This window comes from Pseudomonas sp. IT-P171 (assembly GCF_949767765.1).
GTDB classification, from domain to species: domain Bacteria; phylum Pseudomonadota; class Gammaproteobacteria; order Pseudomonadales; family Pseudomonadaceae; genus Aquipseudomonas; species Aquipseudomonas fluorescens_B.
Map to the genome: position 1 here is coordinate 370,134 of NZ_CATKQN010000011.1, position 24,951 is coordinate 395,084.

The window sequence follows — 24,951 nt, forward strand, 5'->3', positions numbered from 1 at the left end:
GGGCGGAGGATACGTGGTTTTACGGTCGAATATTGTCCGATCGATCAACACCGATCCATTGTGGGAGCGAGCCTGCTCGCGATGAGTGCCTGACATTCAACATCCCGGTTGATTGATCTGGCGCTATCGCGAGGAGGCTCGCTACCACATTAGGTCTGTGTTGCTTCAGGTATTGCAGGGCTTACGGCCGGATACGAAATGACTCACATCATTGAACCCCGGCGTCGACGCATGCCCCGGCGTCACCAGCGAGTCGATAAACGCTTCGTCCTCCGCCGTGATCTTCACCGCCTGCGCCTTAGTGTAGGCGTCCCATTGTTCTTCGGTGCGCGGCCCGACAATGGCGGAGGTGACGGCGCTGTTGTTCAGCACCCAGGCAATCGCGAACTCGACGATGCCCACGCCACGACCTTGCGTGTACTGCTGGATCTGCTGGGCGATGCGCAGGGATTCCACGCGCCATTCCGTTTCCAGAATACGTTTGTCGGCGCGTCCGGCGCGGCTGTTGGCATCCGGTGTCACATCCGGCGCGTATTTGCCGCTGAGCACGCCGCGCGCCAGCGGGCTGTAGGGCACAACGCCCAGGCCATAGGTTTGCGCGGCGGTGATCTGTTCGGTTTCGGCCTGGCGGTTGACGATGTTGTACAACGGCTGGCTGATGACGGGGCGGTCAACACCCAGCTTGTCGGCAATGCGGATCACCTCGGCGATGCGCCAGCCTCGGTAGTTCGACAAGCCCCAATAGCGGATTTTGCCCTGGCGAATCAGATCGCCGATGGCCGACACCGTGACGTCCAGCGGCGTGTTGTGGTCTTCGCGGTGCAGGTAATAGATGTCGAGGTAGTCGGTGCCGAGGCGCGTCAGGCTGGCATCGATGCCGTTGAAGATGTGCTTGCGGCTCAGGCCGCTGCGGTTTGGCACGCCGTCCACCGGGCCGAAACCGACCTTGGTGGCGAGCACCCATTCATGGCGGTTGCCGGCAATCGCTTCGCCGACGATTTCCTCGGAACGGCCGCCGGTGTAGACGTCGGCAGTGTCGATGAAATTGATGCCCTGGTCCCAGGCCTTGTCGATGATCCGCAGGGAATCTTCGGTGCTGGTCTGTTCGCCGAACATCATGGTGCCCAGGGTCAGGGTGGACACCTGCAAACCCGAATGACCCAGCGTGCGATAGCTCATGACGAAATCCTTTTACCGGTGGGAAAGGCTCAATCAAATACCAGAACAACCGCGAGGATCAAAGTGAATTATCGAACATTCCCGAATCAAAAATGTGGGAGCGGGCTTGCTCGCGAAAGCGGTGTGTCAGTCAATATTGAGTTGCCTGATACGACGCCTTCGCGAGCAAGCCCGCTCCCACGCTGGATCTGCGTCTATCAGACGCGCAAGGTGCGTGTCATGCGCAATGCCAGCAAACTACCGCAGACAATCACGCCTGCCAGCAGGTACAGCGCGGCGTCGGTCGAGCCGGTGCTGTCCTTGACCCAACCCACCAGGTACGGGCTAAGGAAACCCGCCATCTGGCCCATGGAATTGATCAATGCCAACCCACCCGCCGCAGCGCCGGCGCTCAGCAGTGCGGTCGGCACCGGCCAGAACATCGGCAGGCCGGTGAGGGCGCCCATGGTGGCGATGGTCAGGCCGAGAATCGCAATGGCTGGCGTGGTGGCGAAGTTCACCGCGATCAGCAGGCCGACAGCGCCCATCAGCATCGGCACCACCAAATGCCAGCGACGTTCTTTGCGCAAGTCCGCCGAGCGGCCGACCATCAGCATGAACAGCGCCGCCAGCAGATACGGAATGGCACTCAACCAGCCAATCACCAGGTTATCGCTGAAACCCAGGTTCTTGATGATCGACGGCAGCCAGAAGTTGATCGCGTACACGCCGCTCTGGATGCAGAAGTAGATCAAGCCAAAGGCCCAGATCGCCGGGTTCTTGAACACCGCCAGCAGCGAGTCGGTGGTGGTTTTCGGTTTGTTGGCCAGGTCTTCGGCGTGGTCGGCTTCCAGCACCGAGCGCTCGAACGGCGTGAGCCACTTGGCGTTGGCGTAACTGTCGCTGAGCAGGAAGTAGGCGAGGGCGCCGAGGATCACGGTCGGAATGCCTTGCAGCAGGAACATCCACTGCCAGCCGGCCAAACCACCCTGGCCTGCGGCGAAGTGGTTGAGGATCCAGCCGGAAAACGGGCTGCCGAGCAGGCCGGAGACCGGGATTGCCGACATGAACAGCGCCATGATGCGACCACGACGGAAGGTCGGGAACCACTGCGAGAGGTACAGCACCACGCCCGGAAAGAACCCGGCTTCGGCCGCGCCGGTGAACAGGCGCAAGGTGTAGAACTCGGTCGGGGTGGTGACGAACAGCAGGCAGGTCGACAGCGTGCCCCAGACGATCATCATCAGCGCGATCCAGCGGCGCGGGCCGAATCTGGTCAACGCCAGATTGCTTGGCACGCCGCACAGCACGTAGCCGATAAAGAAGATGCCGGCCCCGAGGCCATACACGGTTTCGCTGAATTTCAGTGCGTCGAGCATCTGCAGCTTGGCAAATCCAACGTTCACCCGGTCGAGGTAGTTGAACAGGTAGCAGATGAAAATGAAGGGGATCAAACGCAGGGTAATGCGTTTGTAGACGGCATTTTTTTCGTCAACGATGGCCTGGGTAGCGGCGGCGCTCTGTGACATGGCGGGCTCTCTCTTTATTATGATTTTTTGCGATGCAAAGGGTAACGTTGATCGCCCTGAGAGTCTCGGCCACCCTTATGGTTGCTGTCTTTGTGCCTGAGCACAGGGTTTGTCATCCAGCCCTGTGCGGGTGAACAACCCTGATCCATTACGCCTCCAAGGATTACGCCTATGTTCGAACTCGATCACGACCTGGCCCAGGACATCGTCGACCGGGCGATGGCCATCCTGCCGTACAACGTCAACGTCATGGACAGCCAGGGGTTGATTCTCGGCAGCGGTGAACCCGAGCGGGTCAACACCCGGCACGAAGGCGCACAACTGGTGCTGGCCAACGGGCGCGTGGTGGAAATCGATGCGCAAACGGCGGTCCATCTCAAAGGTGTGCAGCCGGGGATCAACCTGCCGCTGTTGCTCGACCAACGCTTGATCGGCGTGTTGGGCATCACCGGTGAGCCTGAGCATTTGCGCACCTATGCCGAACTGGTGCGCATGACCGCCGAGATGCTGGTAGGCCAGCGCAACCAGCAAGCCGAGCAACAATGGCGGCGCCAGCGTTGCGACGACCTGCTGGCGCTGCTGCTGAGCGAGGCGGGGGAGTCGCCGCGGCTGATCGATGAAGCGCAGCAGCTTGGGCTCAAACCGCAGATGACACGGGTTCCGTATCTGTTCGAGCTGGGGACGGAACACGGACCGGGGCAAACCGTCGAGGCACTCAGCGCCTGGCTGACCTCGCGTTACCCGGACAGTTGGTGCGTGAGTTCGGCCAAGTCTTCGTTGCTGTGGTGCCGACCGGCGAGCCAGGCAATCGAAAACGACCGGCTGCTGGAAAAGCTCGACGGCCTTGGCTGGAATATCTTGCGCATCGCCGTGGGCGGGCAGGCGGATGGTTTGTCGGGCTTGCGCCGTTGCTATCGGCGGGTCGGTGACTTGCTGGCCTACGGGCGTGATGTCCTGCCACATTCGCGCTTGCTGACACTGACCCGTTATCGCCTGCCGGTGATGCTCTGGCGGCACCGCAACGACGATGCGCTGGACGAACTGCTCAAACCTCTGCGCAAAGTCATCGCCAAGGACGGTAATGGTCAACTGCTGGCGACCCTGCGCAGCTGGTGCGATCACGACGGCCAGAGCCAGGCCTGTGCCGATGCGTTGGGGATTCATCGCAACAGTTTGCGTTATCGCATGGAGCGGATTGCCGAGCTTAGTGGCGTGGATCCGTTGAGACTCGATGGCATGCTCGCCCTTTACCTCGGCGTACAACTGCTCCCACAAACGGACGCGCCGCACGTGACGTAGGCGCAAGCGTCGATGACGATCTCAAGAACACCTTCGCCTCCAGCATCAATGCTGACTGGATCACTGGTTTTGTAGAAATGAACAATAATCCTCCCTGGCGCTTGTGCAGCGGACCGGCGTTATTGTTCTGGCCTGCTGGCAGCATGAGGGCCTTGGAACTGGAGAACTCGCATGAAGATCGTCATCGCCCCCGATTCGTTCAAGGACAGCCTGAGTGCCCAGGGTGTGGCCGATGCCATTGCCCTCGGGTTGGGGCAAGTATGGCCCGATGCGCAGTTGGTCAAATGCCCGATGGCCGACGGCGGGGAAGGGACGGTCGAGTCGGTTCTGGCGGCCTGTGATGGCCAACTGCGTCGTACCAACGTCCGAGGCCCGTTGGGCACAACGGTCGACGCTGCGTGGGGCTGGCTGCCACAGAGCCTGACCGCAATCATCGAAATGGCCGAGGCCAGTGGTTTGCAACTCGTTCCACCCGCGCAGCGTGATGCGTGCATCAGCAGCACGTTCGGCACCGGCGAGCTGATTTGCGCCGCGCTCGATGCCGGCGCGCAACGAGTGATCCTCGCGATTGGTGGTAGCGCCACCAACGACGGCGGTTCCGGGGCGATGCAAGCCCTGGGCGTGAAGTGGCTGGATGCCCAGGGCGAACCCCTGGCGCCGGGCGGTCTGGCGCTGGCGCAACTGGCCCGCATCGATCTGAGTGACATTGATCCGCGTCTGGCCCGAGTGCGCTTCGATATCGCCGCCGACGTCAACAATCCGCTGTGCGGCCCTCATGGCGCCTCTGCGATTTTCGGCCCACAAAAAGGCGCAACGCCGGAGCAGGTCGAACAACTGGATCGTGCACTCGGACACTTTGCCGAGCTGTGCGCCCAAGTCCTCAACAAAGACGTACGCGACGAACCCGGTAGCGGCGCAGCGGGCGGTCTGGGGTTTGGCGCCAAGGCGTTTCTCGGCGCGCAGTTCAAGGCCGGCGTTGAAGTGGTCGCCGAACTGGTTGGCCTGGCCGAGGCGGTGAAGGACGCCGACCTGGTGATCACCGGCGAAGGCCGTTTCGATGCGCAAACCTTGCGCGGCAAGACACCGTTTGGTGTGGCGCGAATCGCTCGGCAACACGGTGTGCCGGTGATCGTCATCGCCGGCACGTTGGGTGAGGGCTATCAGGCCTTGTACGAGCATGGCATCGATGCCGCGTTTGCCTTGGCGAGCGGGCCGATGACGCTGGAACAAGCGTGCACCGAGGCTCCCCGGTTGTTGTGTGAACGGGCGAGCGATATTGCGCGCGTCTGGCAAATTGCTGCACGCAAAACCTGACCCTGTCATCCAGCCTGGCACCTCTTTGTGGCGAGGGAGCTTGCTCCCGCTGGGCTGCGAAGCGGCCCCAAAAACGGCGGCTGCTCCGCACCCGAGCGGGAGCAAGCTCCCTCGCCACAATGTTCTGATCGCCATGTGTTTCATCGGTGAAACACTTGTGCCCCTTGAAAAATATTTCGCAAATCCGCGCAAAAATCCTCAACCCCAGCCGATACAGCTATCAGGCGCACACAAACCTATTACAACAGTGGCGCCAGCCTGAACGGTGCGCTTCTATGCCCGCCCGCCAGTGATCACGGCAAGGATGCTCGAAGCCTCTATCCCCCGAGTATCGTCCTATGTCCTTGCGTAATCTGAATATCGCGCCTCGAGCTTTCCTGGGTTTCGCCTTCATTGCCTTGCTGGTGATTGTGCTGGGTGTGTTTGCGGTCAACCGCATGTCGATCATCCGCCAGTCCTCGATCGACATGGGTAGCACCCAACTGCCCAGCGTCGGCTTCCTGGGCAATGTCACCGAAAATATCCTGCGCATGCGCATTCTGTCGTTCCGCATCCTGGTCAACCGCGAGCCGGCCAGTTTGCAGGAAGCTGAAACCCGTATCGGCGTGTTGACCGACAAGGCACTCAAGGCTCAGGCCAGCTACGCCGCATTGCCGATGGGCCCGGACGAAGCGGCGCTGTACAAGGAGTTCAGCGCAACCCTGGATAAATACATGCAAGCCCAGCGCGAAATGTTGGACCTGTCGCGCCAGAACAGACTTGACGAGATGCGCACCCTGATCAATACACGGATCAAGGACGGCACGGACAAAATGGGCGAACAGCTCAATCGATTGGTGACTTACAACACCGAGGGCGCCAAAGCAGCAGGGCTCGTCGCCGAAGACAACTACAACACCGCCGTGAACGGAATCATCGGGGTGTCCGTGGTGGCGGCGCTCATGACAGTGCTGCTGGCCTGGCTGCTGACCCGCAGCATCGTCACGCCGTTGAACCGTGCGGTGCAGGCAGCGGAAACCATCGCCGGCGGTAACCTGACCAAAGCCATTGAAATCGATGGCAAGGACGAGCCGGCCCGGTTGCTCGGCGCCTTGTCCACCATGCAAGGCAACCTGCGCAAAACCATCGAGCAGATCGCCGGCTCCGCCACGCAACTGGGCGCTGCCGCCGAAGAACTCAGCGCCGTGACCGAAGAAGCGTCCCGCGGCCTGCAACAGCAAAACAACGAAATCGAACAGGCCGCTACCGCCGTCAACGAAATGACTGCGGCCGTGGAAGAAGTGGCGCGCAACGCCGTATCGACCTCGGAAGCCTCGAACCAGTCGACCCAGGCCGCCCGCGAAGGTCGAGACCGCGTGGTGGAAACCGTCGACGCCATCCAGACCATGACCCACGACGTGCAAAACACCTCGCTGATGATCGAAGGCCTGGCGACGCAAGGCCGGGATATCGGCAAGGTGCTGGACGTGATCCGTGCCATCGCCGAACAGACCAACCTGCTGGCCCTGAACGCGGCGATCGAAGCGGCCCGCGCCGGTGAAGCCGGGCGTGGTTTTGCGGTGGTGGCGGACGAGGTCCGGGCGTTGGCGCATCGCACTGCGCAATCGACTCAGGAAATCGAGAAGATGGTCGCCGGCATTCAGAACGGCACCGGCGAGGCGGTGTCGTCGATGCAGCAAAGCAATCAGCGCACCCAAAGCACCCTGGAAATGGCCCGTGCCGCCGGTATTGCGCTGGAGCAGATCACCCAGTCGATCCACTTGATCAACGAACGCAACCTGGTCATTGCCAGCGCGTCCGAAGAGCAGGCGCAGGTGTCCCGTGAAGTCGATCGCAACCTGGTGAACATCCGCGACCTCGCCACCCAGTCCGCTGCCGGGGCCAATCAGACCAGTGCCGCAACCCACGAACTGTCGCGCCTGGCCGTTGATTTGAATGCAATGGTGGCGCGTTTCGTGATTTGAGATAGGGTTGAGGCTAGGAACACGCGCGACTGGAGAAATACATGCGCTACTCAGCCTTGACCCAACGAATCGCCGGCGACGGCGCTGCGGCCTGGCAAATTCATTACCGAGCATTGGAGTTACGAGAGCAAGGCGTCGATGTGTTGCTGCTGTCGGTGGGTGATCCGGACTTCGATACGCCGCGACCCATCGTTCAGGCGTGCATCGACAGCCTGTTGGCCGGCGATACCCATTACGCAGAAGTACGCGGCAGTCGCGGGCTGCGCGACAGCATCGTCAGCCGTCATCGGCGGCGCAGTGGGCAGACGGTGGATGTCGATGAAGTGATCGTGATGCCCGGCGCGCAATGCGGGGTGTATTCGGTCGTGCAATGCCTGCTCGATCCTGGCGACGAAGTGATCGTCGCCGAACCCATGTACGTGACCTATGAAGGCGTGTTCGGCGCATGCGGCGCCCGGGTGGTGCCGGTGCCGGTGCGTCCGGAGAACGGCTTTCGGGTTGATCCGGCGGATGTCGCGGCGCTGATTACGCCGAAAACCCGTGCCATGTTGCTCAACAGTCCCAACAACCCTTCCGGCGCCAGCTTGCCGCTGATGATCTGGCAGGAACTGGCGTCGCTCTGTGTTCGGCACAACCTGTGGTTGATCAGTGACGAGGTCTACAGCGATCTGTTGTACGAAGGCGAGCACATCAGCCCGGCCAGTCTGCCGGGCATGGCCGAGCGGACCGCGACGATCGACAGCCTGTCCAAATCCCACGCCATGAGCGGCTGGCGAGTGGGCTGGGTGATCGGGCCGAAAACCTTGATCGACCATCTGGAACACCTGTCGTTGTGCATGCTGTTTGGCATCCCGGATTTTGTGCAGAACGCGGCGCAAGTCGCGCTGGACGGGAATCTGCCGGAAGTGGCAATGATGCGGGAGGAATACCGTCAGCGTCGCGACCTGGTGTGCGCGAGCCTGAACGCGTGCCCGGGTTTGCGGGCGGTACGGCCGGATGGCGGGATGTTCGTGATGGTCGATGTGCGCCAGACCGGGCTGACTGCCCAGCACTTCGCCGAGCGGCTGCTGGAGGGCTATGGTGTGTCAGTGCTGGCCGGCGAAGCGTTCGGGCCAAGCGCGGCGGGACATATCCGGATCGGGCTGGTGGTCGATCGGCAGAAACTGGCGGATGCGTGTCGGCGGATTGCGTTGTGTGCGGCGGATCTTCTTGAGGCGCGGCGGGCCTGAGACATTTGCGTTGTCTGTGCGGGCCTCATCGCGGGCAAGCCCGCTCCCACAAGGTTTTGTGAACGCCACAGATCCAATGTGGGAGTTAGCCTGCCAGCGATAGCTATCTGACAAACTCCAAGTCCCTCAGCCCTGCCACACCCGCTCATTCACCAGATTCTTCGGCCGCCCACCCGCCAGCGCCGTCAACAGGTTGTCTACCGCACACGTGGCCATCGCTTCCCGCGTTTCATGGGTCGCCGAGCCAATGTGCGGCGTCGCCACCACGTTGTTCAACTGCAACAGCGGCGAGTCTGGATTCAACGGTTCACGCTCGAAAACATCCAGCCCCGCCGCGCGAATCTGCCCCGAACGCAATGCCTCGATCAGCGCTGCTTCGTCCACGACTTTGCCCCGTGAAATATTGATGAAGATGGTTTCCGGACGCATCAGCGCAAATTGCTCGGCGCCGATCAATCCTTCGGTTTCAGCGGTCAGTGGCAAGGTCAGGCAAACGAAATCGGCCTGTTGCAACAGCTCCGGAAGGCTGCGGTACTGCGCCTTGAAGCGCTGCTCAATTGCCGGTTTCGGCGAGTGGCTGTGATAGATCACCGGCATGCCGAAACCGAAATGCCCGCGCTGGGCCAGCGCTTCGCCAATCCGGCCCATGCCGATGATGCCCAGGGTTTTACCGTGCACATCAGTGCCGAACTGTGCAGGGCCGATGTTGCGTTTCCACTGGCCGGCGCGAACCATGTTCGCCAGTTCCACCACGCGCCGGGCCGTCGCCAGGATCAGCGCGAAACCGGTGTCGGCGGTGGTTTCGGTGAGCACATCCGGGGTGTTGCTCAGCAGGATGCGCCGCTCGGTCAGGTAGTCGATGTCGTAGTTGTCGACACCCACCGAGACGCTGGCGATGGCTTGCAGATCTGGCGCAAGGTCGAGCAACCCAGCGTCCAGTTTCAGGCTGGCACCGAGCAAGCCTTCGGCGCGGGGCAGGGCCTCACGCAGTTGCGCGAGCCCGTCGGCGTCGAGATTGTCGATCAGCGTCACCTCCGTCTGCTCATGCAGGCGAGCCATCAGCAGCGGCGAAAGTTTCTTGTACAACACAACCTGCTTTTTCATCGTATTCATCTCTGCATCAATTCAAGGATGGGCGGCGGTAGGGCGCGTTACCGCAACCGAGGGACGCTCCCGGTCACTTGCACCGGGCTTGAGGAAAATCGTCAGCACCACCGAAAGCATCAGTGCGCCGCTCATCAGCAGGTATGACGCGCCGGGTGAACCGGTGGAGCTGTTCAGGTAACCGACCAGATAGGAACCGCCAAACGAACCCAGCGCGCCCATGCTGTTGATCAACGCCATCGCACCGCCTGCCACGTTGGCCGGGAGGATTTCCGGAATGATCGCGAAGAACGGTCCGTACGGTGCGTACATGCAGGCGCCGGCAATCACCAGCAGGGTGTACGACCACCAGAAGTGTTCGGCGCCCAGCGCGTACGATCCGTAGAAGGCAATCGAGGCGATCAGCAGCGGCGGCCAGACAAAGCGTTTACGCTTTTGCAGTTTGTCCGAACCCCAGGACACCAGCAGCATGCCGATGACCGCCGCCAGGTACGGCAGCGCGGAGAGCCAGCCGGCTTCGACCATGTCCATTTGCGCGCCGGCCTTGAGGATCGACGGCAGCCACAGCACGAAACCGTAGACGCCGATGCTCCAGCAGAAAAACTGCAAGGCCAGGATGATCACTTTCGGTGAGCGGAAGGCTTCGGCGTAGTTCTTCACGGCTTTGATGCCGACCTGTTCGGCGGCGAGGGCGCTTTCCAGATCCTGCTTTTCCTGGTCGCTGAGCCACTTGGCCTCGGCCGGACGATCATCGGCCAGACGCCACCAGATAAATGCCCAGAGCACGGCCGGCAAGCCTTCAATGATGAACATCCAGCGCCAGCTGAAATGCTGCACCAGATAACCCGACACCACCGACATCCAGAGCATGGTTACCGGGTTGCCGAGAATCAGGAAGGTGTTGGCCCGGGAGCGTTCGGCGCGGGTGAACCAGTGGCACAGGTAAATCAGCATCGCCGGCATCACGGCGGCTTCGACCACCCCGAGCATGAAGCGAATGACGATCAGCCAGTAGGCGTTGGAGACGATCCCGGTCAAGGTGGCCAGGCTGCCCCAGAGGATCAGGCTGACGAAGATCAGCTTCTTCACGCTGTGCTTTTGCGCGTAGATCGCCCCCGGCACCTGGAAGAAAAAGTAACCGAGGAAGAACAGCGCGCCGAGCATCGACGACAGGCCGGGCGTGATCATCAGGTCGGCGGCCATCCCGGAGGCGGCCGCGAAGCCGTAGTTGGCGCGGTCCAGGTACGCCAGGCTGTAGGTGATGAAGACGATGGGCATGATGTACCACCAGCGGCGGGCGGCAAGCGTTGCGGTTTTCATGATGGTGCTCCTGAGCTTGTTGTTTTTGTCGCAGCAGGTAACGGGTTCAAATCTTCGGTGATTGAGCGGGCCTCATCGCTAGCAGGCTAGCTCCCACACTGGATCTGTAGGCGACACAAATCCCCTGTGGGAGCCAGCCTGCTGGCGAGAGCGGTTTCGAATTCGGCGGACATTTCGGAACGGGTCGGCAACCCCTCCATATCCCCCCGACTCTGCACCGCCCGGCTGCCGATCCAGTTGGCGCGCTTCACGGCGTCGGCAAAGCTGTGGTTTTCCAGCAGCGCGCTGATCATGCCGACGGCAAAACCATCACCGGCACCGACGGTGTCGACCACGGTCTCCACGGGCACGCCCGCCACGAAACCTTCATCCAGATGCGTGCGGTAATAAGCGCCGTGGGGGCCGAGCTTGATCGCTACGGCTTCGGCGCCCCGGTCGAGGTAAAACGCCGCGATGTCGGCAGGGTCTTCGAAGCCGGTCAGCAATCGGCCTTCGCTCAAACCCGGCAGCACCCAGTCGGCGAGGGCGGCGAGGCGGTTGATCTCGGTAATCATCTGTTGCGTGCTGGCCCACAGGCTCGGACGCAGGTTTGGATCGAAAGACACACTGCGCCCGGCCTCGCGCATGCGCGTCATCAGTTCGAACGACATCTGCCGCGCCGTTTCCGATAGCGCCGCAGGAATGCCGGTGGCGTGCAAGTGCCGCGCCTTGAGCAACTCGGGGAGGATGGACTGCGGCGACAAGTGACTCGCCGCCGATCCGCGCCGGAAATACTCGACCATCGGGTCGTCGCCATCGTCGGTGCGCGACTTGAGCTGAAACCCGGTCGGGTGTTCAGCATCGATCGCAACGTTGCTGCAATCGATGCCTTCCTTTCTCAGCGTGTCGATCACGAACCGACCCAGCGAATCGTCGCCGACCCGGCTCAGCCATGCCACGTTGAATCCTAGTCGCGACAAGCCAATGGCGACGTTGCTGTCGGCCCCGGCAATGCGCTTGTGGAAGTGGTCGACGTTCGCCAGGTCGCCGTTGTGATCAGCGACGAACATGGCCATGGTTTCGCCGAACGACAGAATATCGATCTCAGGCATGAGCGCTCTCCACGCAAGGTTGGCCGAGGCGGGCGAGGGCGGCGACATGCTCGGTGGTGAGCTGCACCAGGTCGTCGCCTTGCAGTGGATATTCCGCGGCCCGCATTACGCCTTGGGCCATGTGCCGCAACAGTTGTTCCCACAGATGCAGGTCGCTGGCGGCAGGCGGTATGGCAACCAGTTTGCCGTCGGCCCGACGCGAGACGGCTTTGCAGTGCACGTAGCCGACATGCCGACCGAGCAGGCGCGCGGCGCTGCTGGCGGACTGGTCTTGCCAGTGCCAGTTGCCGATGTCGAAGGTCATGTTGATCGGCAGATGGTGTTGCTCGACCGCCGCGAAAAAGCGCTGGAAAGGTTCGATGCGTCCACCGTGCAAGGTCTGATCGTTTTCCACCAGCAACTGCACGGCGCTTTTGCCGAGGATCTGAGCGAGGGTCCTGAGGTCGCAGGTATCCGTGAAGTAACCGAGGGACACCTTCAGCCATTTGGCACCGAAAGCCTGGGCGCGTTGCAGGGCGGTGATCAATTGGGGATTGGGTTTCGACTGCCCGGCCAGCCACAGTTCCATCGGCGAGGAATACACGCTTTCGAGGCCCTTGGCCTGTGCGGCATCGGCCAGTTGTGCGGGGTCTTCGATCGTCAGCAACTCTTCGCGCCATTCGATGCAATGGGCACCGGCGGCGTACAGGATATCGACGAAACTGCCTTGGCCGCGTTGGCGAACCAGATCGGCGCCGTAGCTGGAGAGGCTGATGGAAACGGGTGGTTTATGCATTGTTCTAGACCTCTGAAACCGGTTTCATTTTTGTTCAAAAAAAAGGATGAAGGTGGTGTGGTGATCTTTCGGGCCTCATCGCTGGCAGCTAGCTCCCACAGTGGATCTGCGAACACGGGCCACTGTGGGAGCTAGCCTGCTAGCGATGTGGCCGGTCCATTCACCGACAGTTTCCAAGGGTCGACCCCCGTTCAATCAACCGCGCCGATAAATCCAGGGTCCGCACCGGCCCTTCATCCCCACGCAAACGCTTGAGCAAGCACTCAAACGCGCTCGCGCCAATCTCGGCCGTCGGTTGGGCGAGGGCGGTGATGCCGCTGCCCACCAGCGGATACCAATCCAGGTCGTCGAGGGCAATCAGACCGATCTCTTCAAACAGGTTGCACTTCAACTCGCGCAACGCATGGGTGGCGGCCAGCGCCGCAATCCCGTTCGCGCAGAACAGCGCCTTCGGGCCGGGGCCGGGTGTATCGAGAAAGGTTTTGAGGTGTGCCGTGAGCTCACTGCCGGTTTCGATCAGCGTCCCGCGCAGCGCCGAACGCTGGGCGATCTGCGCCTTGAAGCTGACGCTGCGTTCGATCCGCGAACTGGTGCCGTCATACGGTTCGCTCACCATCAGTACATCGCGATAACCGCGATCTTCAAGGTGGGCCATGGCGATCTCGACCGCTTGCGGGTTGTCCAGCCCGACCATGTCGCTTTCAAGGTGCTCGACCTTGCGGTCCACCAGCACCAGGGGCATTTCCCGATGCAGTTCCTGCAAGGCGTCGCGGTGGTGGCCGAGGGTGTTCACGATCAGCCCTTCGATGTTGTAGGAGCGCAGCAGGGCCAGGTGCTGGCATTCCTGCTCGTCATCGCGGTCGGTGTTGCACACCACCAGGCTGTAGCCGTGCTGACGGCAGGCGGTTTCCACCCCGTGCATCACGGCAATCGAATAGGGGTTGCGAATGTCGGCGACCAGCATGCCGATCAGGCGGGTCCGCCCGCGTTTCAGGCCGCGAGCCATCTGGTTCGGCTGATAGCCCAATTCGGCAATCGCCTGTTCGATGCGCAAGGCCGTCGCATCGGACAGCAAGGCGCGATCATCGCCGATGAACCGCGACACGCTGGCCTTGGAGACTTTGGCGTGCTCGGCAACATCAAGCATGGTGACGCGGCTGCGTTGGGCGGCGGAGAAATCGTTCACGGGCTGAAACCTTCTTATTGGAGTTATAAGGTTCGTGCGATCGGGATGGCACTGAAACCGGTTTCAGAAGACAGCAAAAGCCAATTCACTGTCAAGTCCTGCATCGTCGATTGTCCGACAATGGCCGACGAATGGGATTCAGGCCCAAAGACTCAACCAGGCCGAACCCAACAGCAACAGAGCCATGCAGCGATTGAAACGTTGCATCGCCCGGGGCGAGCGCAACCACTGCGCAGACCCCGCGCCGAGCAATGCCCAGACCCCAAGGCACGGCAGGGATATCAGGAAAAACGCGAGGGACAAATACATCACGTGAACCAGGCGCTGTTCACCGCCCCCGGCAAAGACACTGACCACGGCCAGCGCCATCATCCAGGTTTTCGGGTTGATCAATTGCAGGCCGGCGGCGCCCACCCACCCGAGTCGGGCATCGGTGTCCCGCGCGGTCACGGCTTCGGCCGGGGCGTTGAAGATCTGCCAGGACAGGTAACTCAGCCAGGCCACGCCGATCCACTGCATCGCGGTTTGCACCGAGGGCAACGCGGTCAGCGAGGAGCCGGCGCCACTTCCGACCAACAACACAATGGTCGCAGCACTGGCACAGGCGCCGAAAATGATCGGCACGGCAGCGGCCAGCCCGTAGCGGGCGCTGTTGCTCAACACCAGAATGTTGGTCGGGCCGGGCGTGATCGACGCCACGAATGCAAACAACAGGAAGGGCAGTAACGTCGGGAAAGAGGACAACATTGCAGGCAAACTCCGCTGAAGATCGTTGAAGCCGATCTTCACAACCCCGCGATCAACTGTCTGGAAGATTTGAGCAGCGCTTGCGATACAACGCTGGCGTCAGGCCATAAGCCCGTACAAACCAGCGCCCCAGATGGCTCTGATCGGCAAATCCCAGTGCCATAGCCACCGCCACCGGTTGTTCGCCACGGGCCAGCATTCGCCTCGCCTTGGCCAGGCGCAATTGCACCAGGTACGCGTGGGGTGGCATGCCGTAGGCAGCCTTGAAAGCGCGGGTCAGGCGGAAACGGTCGACGCCTGTTGCGGCGGCGAGTTGATCGAGACCGATGTCCTCGTGAGCATGGGCGTGCAGATACTCCCGAGCCTTGTGCGCCACCAATGGTAAACGCGGGTCCTCGCCGTAACGGGCGCGCCAGTGCAAATGAGTGGTGAGGCGTTCGAGCAAACCGTCGAGGGCGGTCTGGCGGACGATTTTCAGTTCACCCTGATGCAGCGCCTGAAATGCTTGGCTGGTGGCATTGGCCAGACGTATGTCGGTGGCCAGTGTCTTGGCAAAGCTCAACTGACTGTTGTCGGGCGCGTTGTCGAAAACAGCGCTGAGTTCGCGCTGCAACCACTGCGGGTCGAGGTACAGCATGCGGTAGGTGAAACCGTCGACCGTCGGCGCTTCGCCGTCATGAATATCACCCGGCTCAAGCAAGAACACCTTGCCCGGCGTGCTCTGGTGCCTGGCCCGCCGACAGTTGAACTGCTGAACCCCTTGTTCGGTGACCCCCACCAGATAGCTGTCATGCCAGTGCGGATCGTAGGCGTGGCCCTCGAAATGCGCGCGCAGCGTCTCGATGCCGGTGTCGGCGTCCTGGGCCAGGTCGATCCAGTTGTGAGTGGTCATGCTGCACCTGTGAGACGGATTGCCGACTTATTTAACGCCCGTGGCGAGGGCGATGCCTAGAACGTTTGTGCACGAATCAGTTGAACAGGCCTGCGGCGATGTTGATCGAAAAGCCGAGGATCGCCGTGTTGAACAGAAAACCGATCAGCGATTGCGCCAGCACAATCTTGCGCAGATCGCGGGTTGCCACGCCGACATCGGAAGTCTGCACCGCCGCGCTGATGGTGAACGAGAAATACAGGAAGTCCCAGTAATTGGGGGTGGTCAGGCCTTCGGCAAAACGCAGTGCCGGGTCTTTTCCATCCCAGGTGTAGAACAGACGGGCGTAATGCACGCTGAAAATAACCCCGATCAGCAGCCATGAACCGATCACGGTCAGCGCGGTGAAACCGTAGTGCAGCAGCTTGCGGGTGGTTTCCAGTTCCCGGCTGCCGGCGAGTTCGACACCAATGGTCGCCAGGCTCGCAATCGCAGCGATGCACACCACGAACAGCACCATTCCAGCGTTTTCATCTTCGACCTCGGCGATGCGCTTCACGTCCGGCGCTTTGGAGCGTGCAGTGAGCCAGAGCATCAGCAGGAGGTAGGTCCAGACACCGGCGTTCCAGCCGAAGAGAATTTTGCTGATGATCGAGTCGGCCGGAGCCAGAATGCCCACCGCGACGCCGAGCGTGACGGCAGCGGACAGGCGAGGGTGGGTGCGGGGGAGGAGGGGCATTGGAGTTCACAGAGGCAGAAGTCTGCCCACCATAGCCCAGGTAAACACGCTTTTGTAGGCGCTGCCGAAGGCTGCGATCTTTTGAGGTTGCAGAAGACTGCCGAAAGGCAAGATCAAAGGATCGCAGCCTTCGGCAGCTCCTACAGGGGATGAGCCATGTTGGTTAGCGATCTTTATGCCGCTTGCGCACCAGTTTCATCACCACCACAAAAAACACCGGCACAAACACCACCGCCAGTGTCGCGGTGATCATCCCGCCAATCACCCCGGTGCCGATGGCCTGCTGGCTCGCCGAGCTGGCACCGGTCGCGATCGCCAGCGGCACTACGCCGAGGATGAACGCCAGGGACGTCATGACGATCGGCCGCAGGCGCAGGCGCGCGGCTTGCAGCGTGGCGTCGATCAGGTCGTGGCCTTCGTCGTACAGGCTCTTGGCGAATTCGATGATCAGGATCGCGTTCTTCGCCGACAGGCCGATGATGGTGATCAGCCCGACCTTGAAGAACACGTCGTTGGGCATTCCGCGCAAGGTTACTGCCAGCACCGCACCGAGTACGCCGAGCGGCACCACCAGCAGCACCGAGGTCGGAATCGACCAGCTTTCATACAACGCCGCCAGGCACAGGAACACGATCAGCAACGACAAGCCGAGCAGAATCGGTGCCTGACTGCCGGACAGCCGTTCCTGCAACGACAACCCGGTCCATTCCTGACCCAACCCTGCAGGCCCTTGCGCGACCAGCCGTTCGATTTCCGCCATGGCTTCACCGGTGCTGTGACCCGGTTTCGGTTCGCCGGAAATACTGATCGCCGGGTAGCCGTTGTAACGGGTCAATTGCGCCGGTCCCTGGGTCCATTTGGCCTGGACGAAGGCCGAGAGCGGTACCATTTTCCCGCTGCTGTTGCGCACATGGATCTTCAGCAGATCGGCGACCTGACTGCGCTGATCGCCTTCAGCCTGAACCACCACCCGTTGCATCCGCCCCTGATTGGGGAAGTCGTTGATGTAGGCCGAACCGACAGCAGTGGACAGCACGCTGCCGACATCGGCGAACGAAACCCCCAACGCATTCGCCTGTTTGCGGTCCACGATCAGTTGCACCTGCGGCGCTTCGGCCAGCGCGCTTTCGCGCACGTTCATCAGGATCGGGCTTTTCTCGGCAGCCGCCAGCAACTGGGTGCGCGCCTGCATCAGCGTGGCATGGCCGAGGCCGCCACGGTCCTGCAAGCGGAACTCGAAACCGCTGGAGGTGCCGAGGCCGTCCACCGGTGGCGGCAGGACCGAGAACGCCATAGCGTCCTTGATCTGGCTGAACGCGATGTTGGCGCGGTCGGCAATCGAACTCGCCGAGTCGTCGTTGCCGCGATCCGACCAGTCTTTCAACGTGGTAAAAGCCAGCGCCGCGTTCTGCCCGCTGCCGGAGAAGCTGAAGCCGAGGATCACCGTGCTGTCGCCAACGCCGGGTTCCTTGGCGTTGTGGGCTTCGATCTGCTCGACCACCTGCACCGTGCGATTCTTGCTCGCGCCGGGCGGCAATTGAATGTCGGTGATGGTGTAACCCTGATCCTCCACCGGCAGGAACGAAGAGGGCAGACGACTGAAACACAAGCCCAGGCCGATCAGCAATACGCCATAGATCAGCAGGTAGCGGCCGCTGCGTTTCAGCGCATAGGCGACCCAGCCCTGATAACGCTCGGTCAGTTGCTCGAAGCGCTTGTTGAACCAGCCGAAGAAACCGCCCTTGGCGTGATGGTCGCCCTTGGCAATCGGCTTGAGCAGCGTTGCGCAGAGCGCCGGGGTCAAGGTCAGGGCGAGGAACGCCGAGAACAGAATCGAGGTGGCCATCGACAACGAGAACTGCCGGTAAATCACCCCGACCGAACCCTGCATGAACGCCATCGGAATGAACACCGCCACCAGCACCAGGGTAATGCCGATGATCGCGCCGGTGATCTGCTTCATCGCCTTGCGGGTCGCCTCTTTCGGCGACAGGCCTTCGGTGACCATGATCCGCTCGACGTTCTCCACCACGACGATGGCGTCGTCCACCAGAATGCCAATGGCCAGCACCATGCCGAACATGGTCAGCACGTTGATCGAGAACCCCAGCGCGAGCATGGTCGCAAAAGTGCCCATCAATGCCACCGGCACCACCAGGGTCGGGATCAGCGTGTAGCGGATGTTTTGCAGAAACAGGAACATCACCGCGAACACCAGCACCATCGCCTCGACCAGGGTGTAAACCACTTTGGTGATCGAGACTTTGACGAAGGGCGACGTGTCGTAGGGGATCTTGTATTCGACGTTGGCCGGGAAGTAGCGCGCCAGTTCATCCATCTTCGCCCGCACCAGCGTCGCGGTGCTCAGGGCATTGGCGCCGGGCGACAACTGCACGCCGACGGCGGTGGACGGCTTGCCGTTCAGGCGCGTGCCGAACTGATATTCCTGGCTGCCGATCTCGACCCGCGCCACATCGCCGATGCGCACCGTCGAACCGTCAGCATTGGCCTTGAGCACGATGTCGGAAAATTCTTCCGGGGTCGACAGCTGGCCTTTCACCAGAATGGTCGCGGTGATTTCCTGTGTGGTGCGGGTCGGCAGATCGCCGATGCTGCCAGCCGAGACCTGCGCGTTCTGCGCGACGATGGCCGCGTTGACGTCGGCCGGTGTCAGGTTGAAACCAATCAGCTTCTGCGGGTCGATCCAGATCCGCATCGCCCGTTCGGCACCGTACAGCTGAGCCTTGCCGACACCGTCCAGACGCTTGATCTCGTTCATCACGTTGCGCGCCAGGTAATCGCTGAGCGCCACGTCGTCGAGCTTGCCGTCAGTGGAGGTCAGGGTAATCAGCAGGAGGAAGCCTGCGGAGACTTTCTCCACTTGCAAGCCTTGCTGATTGACCGCTTGCGGCAGGCGTGACTCCACGACTTTCAGGCGGTTCTGCACATCCACCTGGGCCATTTCCGGGTTGGTGCCCGGCTGGAAGGTCGCCTTGATCGTGGCGCTGCCGAGACTGCTTTGGGACTCGAAATACAACAGATGATCGGCGCCGTTGAGCTCTTCCTCGATCAGGCTGACCACGCTTTCGTCCACGGTTTGCGCCGAGGCGCCGGGGTACACGGCATTGATTTCGATCTGCGGCGGCGCGACATCGGGGTACTGCGCTACCGGCAACTGTGGAATGGCCAAGGCGCCAGCCAGCAGGATGAACAGGGCAACCACCCAGGCGAACACCGGGCGATCGATAAAGAACTGCGGCATAAAAAAGCGTCCTGCTTACTGACCAGTGGCCTGGGCAAGTGGAAGAGGGGAATCGTCGATCTGCACTTTCTCGCCGGGCTTGGCGTGTTGCAGGCCTTCGATGACGATGCGGTCGCCGGGCTTGAGGCCTGCGGTGACGATCCAGCGATCGTTTTGCACGGCGCCCAGCTCGACCGGTTGCTGGCCGACCCGTTGATCCGCGTCGAGCAACAGCACCTGAGCAATACCGGCGCTGTCACGCTGGATGGCCCGTTGCGGCACGCTGATGCCTTGCTGATTCACCGCTTGCTCCAGCCGCACCCGCACAAAGCTGCCGGGCAGCAAGTCGAGGTCCGGGTTGGGGAACTCGCTGCGCAGGATGATCTGGCCGGTGCCCGGGTCGACAGTGATGTCGGTGAACAGCAGCTTGCCCGGCAACGGATAAAGGCTGCCGTCGTCCTGGATCAGCGTGGCTTTGGCCTGGCCCTGACCCACTTCCTGCAACTGACCGGAACGGAAGGCACGACGCAGGTCGTTGAGTTCACGGGTCGATTGAGTCAGGTCGGCATGAATCGGGTTCAGCTGCTGAATCAATGCCAGTGGCGTGGTTTCGTTTTGCCCGACCAACGCACCTTCGGTGACCAGTGCACGGCCGATGCGCCCGGAAATCGGCGCGGTGACGGTGGCGTAGCCGAGGTTGAGTTTCGCCCGCTCCACGGCGGCCTTGTTGGCGGCGACCTCGGCGGCGGTTTGCCGCACGGCGGAACGCGCGTTGTCGTAGTCCTGGCCGCTGATGGCGTTGCCTTCGATCAACTGGGCATAACGCTGCTCTTGCAGGCGCGCCTGAAAGGCATTGGCCTCGGCTTTTCGCAGTTCCGCTTCGGCACTGTCCAGGTCAGCCTTGAAGGGGGCAGGGTCGATGCGAAACAGCACGTCGCCTTTCTTCACATCGCTGCCTTCGTGGAAGACCCGTTGCAAAACGACGCCGGCGACACGGGCGCGAACTTCGGCGATCCGGGGCGCGGCAATCCGCCCGCTCAGCTCGCTGGTGATCGACAGAGGCCGGGCGTCGAGGGTTTCGACGCGCACGGTGGCCAATGGCGCCTGTTCTTCGGCGTTGGAGGACTTGTCACAAGCGCTCAGCGTCATCGCCAGTGCCAGCAGGCTGAGCTTGGCAAGCAGGTTCTTTGACATGTAAATACCCCAATAATGAACTCCCGCATCCTACGGGGAGGCGACGAGGGTAGCGGTGAAGCTTTGTTGGTGCTGTGTGAAATTGTGTAAGGGTTTTACTCAGGCAGGGGTGAGGGCGTATATCCTTCGTGGCTTGATTCTTTCAGCGCTTGTCATGCTGCCATCGCTAGCAGGCTATCTCCCACAGGGGTTGATGTGAGCACAGGTTTTGTGAACATCCCCTATCAACTGTGGGAGCTAGCCTGCTAGCGATGCCGGCACAACAGGCGCCACTGCACTTTCTGGAAACACCCATGCCCAACATCCTCCTGGTCGAAGACGACACCGCGCTCTCCGAACTGATTGCCAGCTACCTGGAACGCAACGGTTATTCCGTCAGTGTGATCAGCCGAGGCGATCACGTGCGCGAGCGCGCGCGGATCAATCCGCCGGACCTGGTGATCCTCGACCTGATGTTGCCGGGCCTCGACGGCCTGCAAGTCTGTCGCTTGCTGCGAGCGGACTCGGCCACGCTGCCGATCCTGATGCTGACCGCCCGGGACGACAGCCACGATCAGGTGCTGGGCCTGGAAATGGGCGCCGATGACTACGTCACCAAACCTTGCGAACCCCGTGTGTTGCTGGCCCGCGTCCGTACGTTGTTGCGCCGCAGCAGCCTTAGCGAGCCGCAGACCGCCAACGACCGCATTCTCATGGGCAATCTGTGCATCGACCTGTCCGAGCGCACCGTGACCTGGCGCGAACAACTGGTCGAACTGTCCAGCGGCGAATACAACCTACTGGTGGTGCTGGCCCGACATGCCGGTGAAGTGCTGAGTCGCGACCAGATCCTGCAACGCCTGCGCGGTATCGAATTCAACGGCACCGACCGTTCGGTGGACGTGGCGATCTCCAAGTTGCGGCGCAAATTCGACGATAACGCTGGCGAAGCGCGCAAGATCAAGACCGTGTGGGGCAAGGGTTATCTGTTCAGCCGCTCCGAATGGGAATGCTGAGGCGATGTTCAGAATCCTGTTTCGCCTGTATCTGGTGACGATCGTCTCCTACAGCGCGGCGATTTATCTGGTGCCGGACGTGGTGATTAAGGTCTTCCAGGAGCGCTTCGTCACCTACAACCTCGATTATTCCCGCGGGCTGCAAACCCTCATCGTCAAGCAGTTCCACGCCGTGCCCGAGGCACAATGGCCGGCGTTGGCGAGCGAAATGGACAAGGAATTCAACCCGCTGCGCATCGTGCTGACCGGCAGTGACGATCCTGGCTTGACCCCGGCAGAGCAGCAGCGTCTGCAGCGTGGCGAAAGCGTGGTGCGCATTGGCGACTGGGGCTGGCGCACCTTGGCGGTGACACCGTTGAACCCACAAACGGTGGTGCAAATGGTCGTGCCGCCGGACCCGCTGGACGTCAACCTGTTGTACTGGAGCATCAACGTGCTGATCGGTGCGACGATGCTGGCGTGTCTGCTGGCCTGGCTGCGCCCGCACTGGCGCGATCTGGAACGCCTCAAAGGCACCGCCGAGCGCTTCGGTAAGGGGCACTTGAGTGAGCGCACGAAGATTTCCGCCAGCTCCAACATCGGTAGCCTGGCCCACGTGTTCGACACCATGGCGGGCGACATTGAAAACCTGCTCAACCAGCAGCGGGATTTACTCGACGCGGTCTCCCACGAGCTGCGCACGCCGCTGACACGGCTGGACTTTGGCCTGGCCCTGGCGCTGTCCGACGACTTGCCGGCCGCCAGCCGCGAGCGTTTGCAAGGCCTGGTTGCGCACATCCGCGAACTCGACGAACTGGTGCTGGAGCTGCTCTCCTACAGCCGCCTGCAAAACCCGGCACGTTTGCCGGAACAGGTCGAAGTGTCGCTGGACGAATTCATCGACAGCATTCTGGGCAGTGTCGACGAAGAACTGGATTCTCCGGAAATCGTGATTGACGTGCTGCTTCACGGCCAGCTCGAACGCTTCAGTCTCGACCCGCGCCTCACCGCTCGCGCCATTCAGAACCTGCTGCGCAACGCGATGCGGTATTGCGAGAAGCGCATTCAGATTGGTGTGAAGGTCTGCGCAAAGGGGTGTGAAATCTGGGTCGATGACGACGGGATCGGCATTCCCGATGACGAACGTGAGCGGATTTTTGAGCCGTTCTACCGCCTGGACCGCAGTCGGGACAGAGCGACGGGCGGGTTTGGATTGGGGCTGGCGATCAGCCGAAGGGCGCTGGAGGCGCAGGGCGGTACACTCACGGTCGAGCCTTCACCGCTGGGGGGCGCGCGGTTTCGGTCGTGGCTTCCCACCCCAGCATGAATCAGCGCAATTCCTGAGGCGAGGCGCGACCTGTTTGATCAAGCGCTCAACCGGCCGCGCAGCACCTTCGCCATCTCTTCCAGTTCCGACGCCGGGTTATGTCCGATCAGCATCCACGCATGCTCCATATCGGCCCAATACACCACGTTCATCCCGTGCCGACGCTCGTGTGCGAAGTGTCGGCTGCCGCTGTTGGAGCGGGTGACGCACAGCGCCATGGGGCCATGCGCCGGGTCCAGATAAGTAATCTGGGCGATGGGCATGCCGTCGTACTCGAGGATTTGCGCGCGCTTGAGTTCGGCGCGTGGCAGGGCCAGTGCCCCTGGTAAAAGGCTCAGCCCCAGGCGAGCGTCGATGGTGCGCAGTTGCGCACGTTGCGTGGCTTCGTCGTTGGGCAGGTGTTCCAGGGTTTGTGGCACATAAAGCACCATGTAGTCCGCCACCAGACCACGCCAGTTGTTCTTCTGCTGACTCGCCTGCCAGCCCAGGAACAACCGGTCCGCCAGCACACCGCTCACCACCAGGCCGGCCGCGGCGGCAAGAAACCAGCGTCGACTCATCGCCGGCGGGGCTGGCGAGGGCAAGGTGTCGAGCATGGCGTGCAAGCGGTCCAACGGTGCCTGTTGTGTCACTTTCTCGTAGGCCTCCCGGAATGGCAGGCTGCTGCGGGCCAGCCATTGCAGGCGCAGGTTGAGCGTCGAATCTTCGGCGATGGCCGCGTCGATACGGCTGCGCTGGTCGCTATCGAGCTGGTCGTCAAGGTAAGCCACCAGTTGCTCATCCGACGGTTTCGCGTGATCGTTCATCGACGTTCTCCGGTGGTGGGGTTCGGCACGGCGTGCAACGGCGGATACTCGGCCAGTTTCGCCCGTGCAGCGGCCAGTCGGCTCATGACCGTGCCGATGGGCACGTCCAGCACTTCAGCGACTTCGCGATAGGACAAGCCTTCGACATAGGCCAGAAAAACGGTTTCGCGCTGGGCTTCGGGCAGTGCATCGACGCGCCGGATCACCTGCGTCGCGAGCACGTGGGTTTGCGCGACATGCTCACCGTCGAACGACAAGGCGTTGTCGGCATCCACCAGCCCCTGGCCCTGACGCACCCGCCGCGAGCGCACTTCGTTGAGCCAGATCGAATGCAGGATGCTCAGCAGCCAGCGGTCCATGCGGGTGCCGGGGACAAATTGCCCGGCTCGTTCAAGCGCCCGCACGCAGGTGGCCTGCACCAGGTCTTCGGCGACATGCCGTTGCCGGGACAGCAGCAGGCCGTAGCGCCATAAACGCGCCAGGTGCTGGCCCAGCTCTGCCCGTATTGCCTGATCGCTGGCGATGGCGACCTCCGTCCCGTCAGGTTTTCGATGAATCGTGGATGGCTTCGGCCAGGTCCTGGTATTCCTCACAGGTGTTGCCGCAAATCGATTTGATCTGCTGCAACTGCTCTTGTGCAAGGTCCAGGCGGCCTTTGATCACATAAGCTTCGCCGAGGTACTCGCGGACTTGCGCGTACTGTGGATCGAGTTCGACCGATTTCAGGTAATAACCAATGCCCTCTTCGGTGCGCCCCAGTTTACGCGTGGCATAGCCGCGGTAGTTAAGCGCCTTGGCGGTGTTCGGGTTTTTCAGCGTATCGAGCAAGGCCAGGGCTTCTTCATAACGCCCGTCCTTGGCCAGGCGGTAGGCGTAGTCGGTGCGATCGGCATCCGGTACGAGGCTACTGGTCTGCATCACGCATTTCTGCGATTTGCTGTCCCAGACCTGGCCTTTGGGGCAATTGGGTTTGGCGGGTTCTTCGTCATCGCCATTGGCCAGTGCCAGGGAGCTGGACAATGCAACGGCGAGCAGCAGTGGGGCACTAAAAACAGCAAAACGGCTATTCATGGCGAAGCTCCA

21 protein-coding genes are annotated in these 24,951 nt (G+C 61.7%); 6 read left to right on the forward strand and 15 right to left on the reverse strand.

The genetic code is table 11. The features are described from left to right. Positions 1–165: 165 nt before the first annotated feature. Together ACM6I5_RS10200 and ACM6I5_RS10205 are read right to left on the reverse strand one after the other, a co-directional pair. On the reverse strand, positions 166–1,179 hold the full coding sequence (locus tag ACM6I5_RS10200; RefSeq protein WP_017338623.1) for an aldo/keto reductase: 1,014 nt from the start codon (positions 1,177–1,179) through the stop codon (positions 166–168). A 197-nt stretch (positions 1,180–1,376) separates the two neighbouring features. Next, a complete protein-coding gene (locus ACM6I5_RS10205) occupies positions 1,377–2,687 on the reverse strand; it encodes an MFS transporter (protein WP_017338624.1) in 1,311 nt (436 codons plus the stop codon). 171 nt (positions 2,688–2,858) lie between these two features. On the opposite strand from ACM6I5_RS10205, the gene ACM6I5_RS10210 reads away from it, so the two are divergent. From ACM6I5_RS10210 to ACM6I5_RS10225, 4 genes are all read left to right on the forward strand, one after another. After that, positions 2,859–3,986 (forward strand): sugar diacid recognition domain-containing protein, encoded by a 1,128-nt coding sequence (locus ACM6I5_RS10210; RefSeq protein WP_414883747.1) that lies wholly within the window; start codon positions 2,859–2,861, stop codon positions 3,984–3,986. A gap of 171 nt (positions 3,987–4,157) precedes the next feature. Then, positions 4,158–5,300, forward strand: a complete 1,143-nt coding sequence (locus tag ACM6I5_RS10215; protein ID WP_414883748.1) for a glycerate kinase — start codon at positions 4,158–4,160, stop codon at positions 5,298–5,300. Between the two features lie 338 nt (positions 5,301–5,638). Next, positions 5,639–7,264 carry a methyl-accepting chemotaxis protein gene (locus tag ACM6I5_RS10220; RefSeq protein WP_414883749.1) on the forward strand — a complete coding sequence of 542 codons (1,626 nt, stop codon included), beginning with the start codon at positions 5,639–5,641 and terminating at the stop codon, positions 7,262–7,264. Positions 7,265–7,305: 41 nt separating this feature from the next. Beyond that, on the forward strand, positions 7,306–8,493 hold the full coding sequence (locus ACM6I5_RS10225; RefSeq protein ID WP_414883750.1) for a pyridoxal phosphate-dependent aminotransferase: 1,188 nt from the start codon (positions 7,306–7,308) through the stop codon (positions 8,491–8,493). A 126-nt stretch (positions 8,494–8,619) separates the two neighbouring features. Here ACM6I5_RS10225 and ACM6I5_RS10230 read toward each other — a convergent pair whose 3' ends face one another. The 10 genes from ACM6I5_RS10230 to ACM6I5_RS10275 all read right to left on the reverse strand — a co-directional run bounded on the left by ACM6I5_RS10230 (position 8,620) and on the right by ACM6I5_RS10275 (position 20,761). Then, complete coding sequence (locus ACM6I5_RS10230) at positions 8,620–9,597, reverse strand: NAD(P)-dependent oxidoreductase (protein WP_414883958.1); 978 nt, start codon at positions 9,595–9,597, stop codon at positions 8,620–8,622. A gap of 21 nt (positions 9,598–9,618) precedes the next feature. Beyond that, the gene (locus ACM6I5_RS10235) at positions 9,619–10,917 is read right to left on the reverse strand and encodes an MFS transporter (RefSeq protein ID WP_017338630.1); all 1,299 of its coding nucleotides are present in this window, start codon (positions 10,915–10,917) and stop codon (positions 9,619–9,621) included. Positions 10,918–11,003: 86 nt separating this feature from the next. Then, a complete protein-coding gene (locus tag ACM6I5_RS10240; RefSeq protein WP_414883751.1) occupies positions 11,004–12,008 on the reverse strand; it encodes a sugar kinase in 1,005 nt (334 codons plus the stop codon). Next, the gene (locus tag ACM6I5_RS10245; protein WP_414883752.1) at positions 12,001–12,783 is read right to left on the reverse strand and encodes a sugar phosphate isomerase/epimerase family protein; all 783 of its coding nucleotides are present in this window, start codon (positions 12,781–12,783) and stop codon (positions 12,001–12,003) included. Before ACM6I5_RS10245 ends, ACM6I5_RS10240 begins: the two co-directional genes overlap by 8 nt. Before the next feature lie 160 nt (positions 12,784–12,943). Next, positions 12,944–13,969 carry a LacI family DNA-binding transcriptional regulator gene (locus ACM6I5_RS10250; RefSeq protein ID WP_414883753.1) on the reverse strand — a complete coding sequence of 342 codons (1,026 nt, stop codon included), beginning with the start codon at positions 13,967–13,969 and terminating at the stop codon, positions 12,944–12,946. A 138-nt stretch (positions 13,970–14,107) separates the two neighbouring features. Continuing rightward, positions 14,108–14,716 carry a LysE family translocator gene (locus ACM6I5_RS10255; protein ID WP_414883754.1) on the reverse strand — a complete coding sequence of 203 codons (609 nt, stop codon included), beginning with the start codon at positions 14,714–14,716 and terminating at the stop codon, positions 14,108–14,110. Positions 14,717–14,768: 52 nt separating this feature from the next. Then, positions 14,769–15,608: an AraC family ligand binding domain-containing protein gene (locus ACM6I5_RS10260; RefSeq protein WP_414883755.1), complete on the reverse strand. Its 840-nt coding sequence runs from the start codon at positions 15,606–15,608 to the stop codon at positions 14,769–14,771. Positions 15,609–15,684: 76 nt separating this feature from the next. Further along, positions 15,685–16,326 (reverse strand): DUF1345 domain-containing protein, encoded by a 642-nt coding sequence (locus ACM6I5_RS10265; protein WP_414883756.1) that lies wholly within the window; start codon positions 16,324–16,326, stop codon positions 15,685–15,687. Positions 16,327–16,489: 163 nt separating this feature from the next. After that, positions 16,490–19,588, reverse strand: a complete 3,099-nt coding sequence (locus ACM6I5_RS10270) for a multidrug efflux RND transporter permease subunit (RefSeq protein WP_414883757.1) — start codon at positions 19,586–19,588, stop codon at positions 16,490–16,492. Between the two features lie 15 nt (positions 19,589–19,603). Then, entirely contained in the window at positions 19,604–20,761 is a 1,158-nt protein-coding gene (locus ACM6I5_RS10275) for an efflux RND transporter periplasmic adaptor subunit (protein WP_017338638.1), read from the reverse strand. A 293-nt stretch (positions 20,762–21,054) separates the two neighbouring features. On the opposite strand from ACM6I5_RS10275, the gene ACM6I5_RS10280 reads away from it, so the two are divergent. After that, positions 21,055–21,756, forward strand: a complete 702-nt coding sequence (locus ACM6I5_RS10280) for a response regulator transcription factor (protein ID WP_017338639.1) — start codon at positions 21,055–21,057, stop codon at positions 21,754–21,756. Positions 21,757–21,760: 4 nt separating this feature from the next. Continuing rightward, positions 21,761–23,062, forward strand: coding sequence for an ATP-binding protein (locus ACM6I5_RS10285; RefSeq protein WP_017338640.1), 1,302 nt, complete (start codon positions 21,761–21,763; stop codon positions 23,060–23,062). 38 nt (positions 23,063–23,100) lie between these two features. Here the strand turns inward: ACM6I5_RS10285 and ACM6I5_RS10290 are convergent, their stop codons facing one another. From ACM6I5_RS10290 to ACM6I5_RS10300, 3 genes are read right to left on the reverse strand one after another with little or no spacing between them, the layout of a single operon-like run. After that, a complete protein-coding gene (locus ACM6I5_RS10290) occupies positions 23,101–23,868 on the reverse strand; it encodes an anti-sigma factor family protein (RefSeq protein ID WP_017338641.1) in 768 nt (255 codons plus the stop codon). Then, entirely contained in the window at positions 23,865–24,362 is a 498-nt protein-coding gene (locus ACM6I5_RS10295) for an RNA polymerase sigma factor (protein WP_202967131.1), read from the reverse strand. Before ACM6I5_RS10295 ends, ACM6I5_RS10290 begins: the two co-directional genes overlap by 4 nt. 46 nt (positions 24,363–24,408) lie before the next feature. After that, a complete protein-coding gene (locus ACM6I5_RS10300) occupies positions 24,409–24,939 on the reverse strand; it encodes a tetratricopeptide repeat protein (RefSeq protein ID WP_414883758.1) in 531 nt (176 codons plus the stop codon). Positions 24,940–24,951: the final 12 nt, after the last annotated feature.

Excerpts from the sequence above, each read along its gene's own strand:
- ACM6I5_RS10200 (WP_017338623.1), bottom strand. The coding sequence starts at position 1,179 with ATGAGCTATCGCACGCTGGGTCATTCGGGTTTGCAGGTGTCCACCCTG.
- ACM6I5_RS10205 (WP_017338624.1), bottom strand. The coding sequence starts at position 2,687 with ATGTCACAGAGCGCCGCCGCTACCCAGGCCATCGTTGACGAAAAAAAT.
- ACM6I5_RS10210 (WP_414883747.1), top strand. The coding sequence starts at position 2,859 with ATGTTCGAACTCGATCACGACCTGGCCCAGGACATCGTCGACCGGGCG.
- ACM6I5_RS10215 (WP_414883748.1), top strand. The coding sequence starts at position 4,158 with ATGAAGATCGTCATCGCCCCCGATTCGTTCAAGGACAGCCTGAGTGCC.
- ACM6I5_RS10220 (WP_414883749.1), top strand. The coding sequence starts at position 5,639 with ATGTCCTTGCGTAATCTGAATATCGCGCCTCGAGCTTTCCTGGGTTTC.
- ACM6I5_RS10225 (WP_414883750.1), top strand. The coding sequence starts at position 7,306 with ATGCGCTACTCAGCCTTGACCCAACGAATCGCCGGCGACGGCGCTGCG.
- ACM6I5_RS10230 (WP_414883958.1), bottom strand. The coding sequence starts at position 9,597 with ATGAAAAAGCAGGTTGTGTTGTACAAGAAACTTTCGCCGCTGCTGATG.
- ACM6I5_RS10235 (WP_017338630.1), bottom strand. The coding sequence starts at position 10,917 with ATGAAAACCGCAACGCTTGCCGCCCGCCGCTGGTGGTACATCATGCCC.
- ACM6I5_RS10240 (WP_414883751.1), bottom strand. The coding sequence starts at position 12,008 with ATGCCTGAGATCGATATTCTGTCGTTCGGCGAAACCATGGCCATGTTC.
- ACM6I5_RS10245 (WP_414883752.1), bottom strand. The coding sequence starts at position 12,783 with ATGCATAAACCACCCGTTTCCATCAGCCTCTCCAGCTACGGCGCCGAT.
- ACM6I5_RS10255 (WP_414883754.1), bottom strand. The coding sequence starts at position 14,716 with ATGTTGTCCTCTTTCCCGACGTTACTGCCCTTCCTGTTGTTTGCATTC.
- ACM6I5_RS10260 (WP_414883755.1), bottom strand. The coding sequence starts at position 15,608 with ATGACCACTCACAACTGGATCGACCTGGCCCAGGACGCCGACACCGGC.
- ACM6I5_RS10265 (WP_414883756.1), bottom strand. The coding sequence starts at position 16,326 with ATGCCCCTCCTCCCCCGCACCCACCCTCGCCTGTCCGCTGCCGTCACG.
- ACM6I5_RS10270 (WP_414883757.1), bottom strand. The coding sequence starts at position 19,588 with ATGCCGCAGTTCTTTATCGATCGCCCGGTGTTCGCCTGGGTGGTTGCC.
- ACM6I5_RS10275 (WP_017338638.1), bottom strand. The coding sequence starts at position 20,761 with ATGTCAAAGAACCTGCTTGCCAAGCTCAGCCTGCTGGCACTGGCGATG.
- ACM6I5_RS10280 (WP_017338639.1), top strand. The coding sequence starts at position 21,055 with ATGCCCAACATCCTCCTGGTCGAAGACGACACCGCGCTCTCCGAACTG.
- ACM6I5_RS10285 (WP_017338640.1), top strand. The coding sequence starts at position 21,761 with ATGTTCAGAATCCTGTTTCGCCTGTATCTGGTGACGATCGTCTCCTAC.
- ACM6I5_RS10290 (WP_017338641.1), bottom strand. The coding sequence starts at position 23,868 with ATGAACGATCACGCGAAACCGTCGGATGAGCAACTGGTGGCTTACCTT.
- ACM6I5_RS10300 (WP_414883758.1), bottom strand. The coding sequence starts at position 24,939 with ATGAATAGCCGTTTTGCTGTTTTTAGTGCCCCACTGCTGCTCGCCGTT.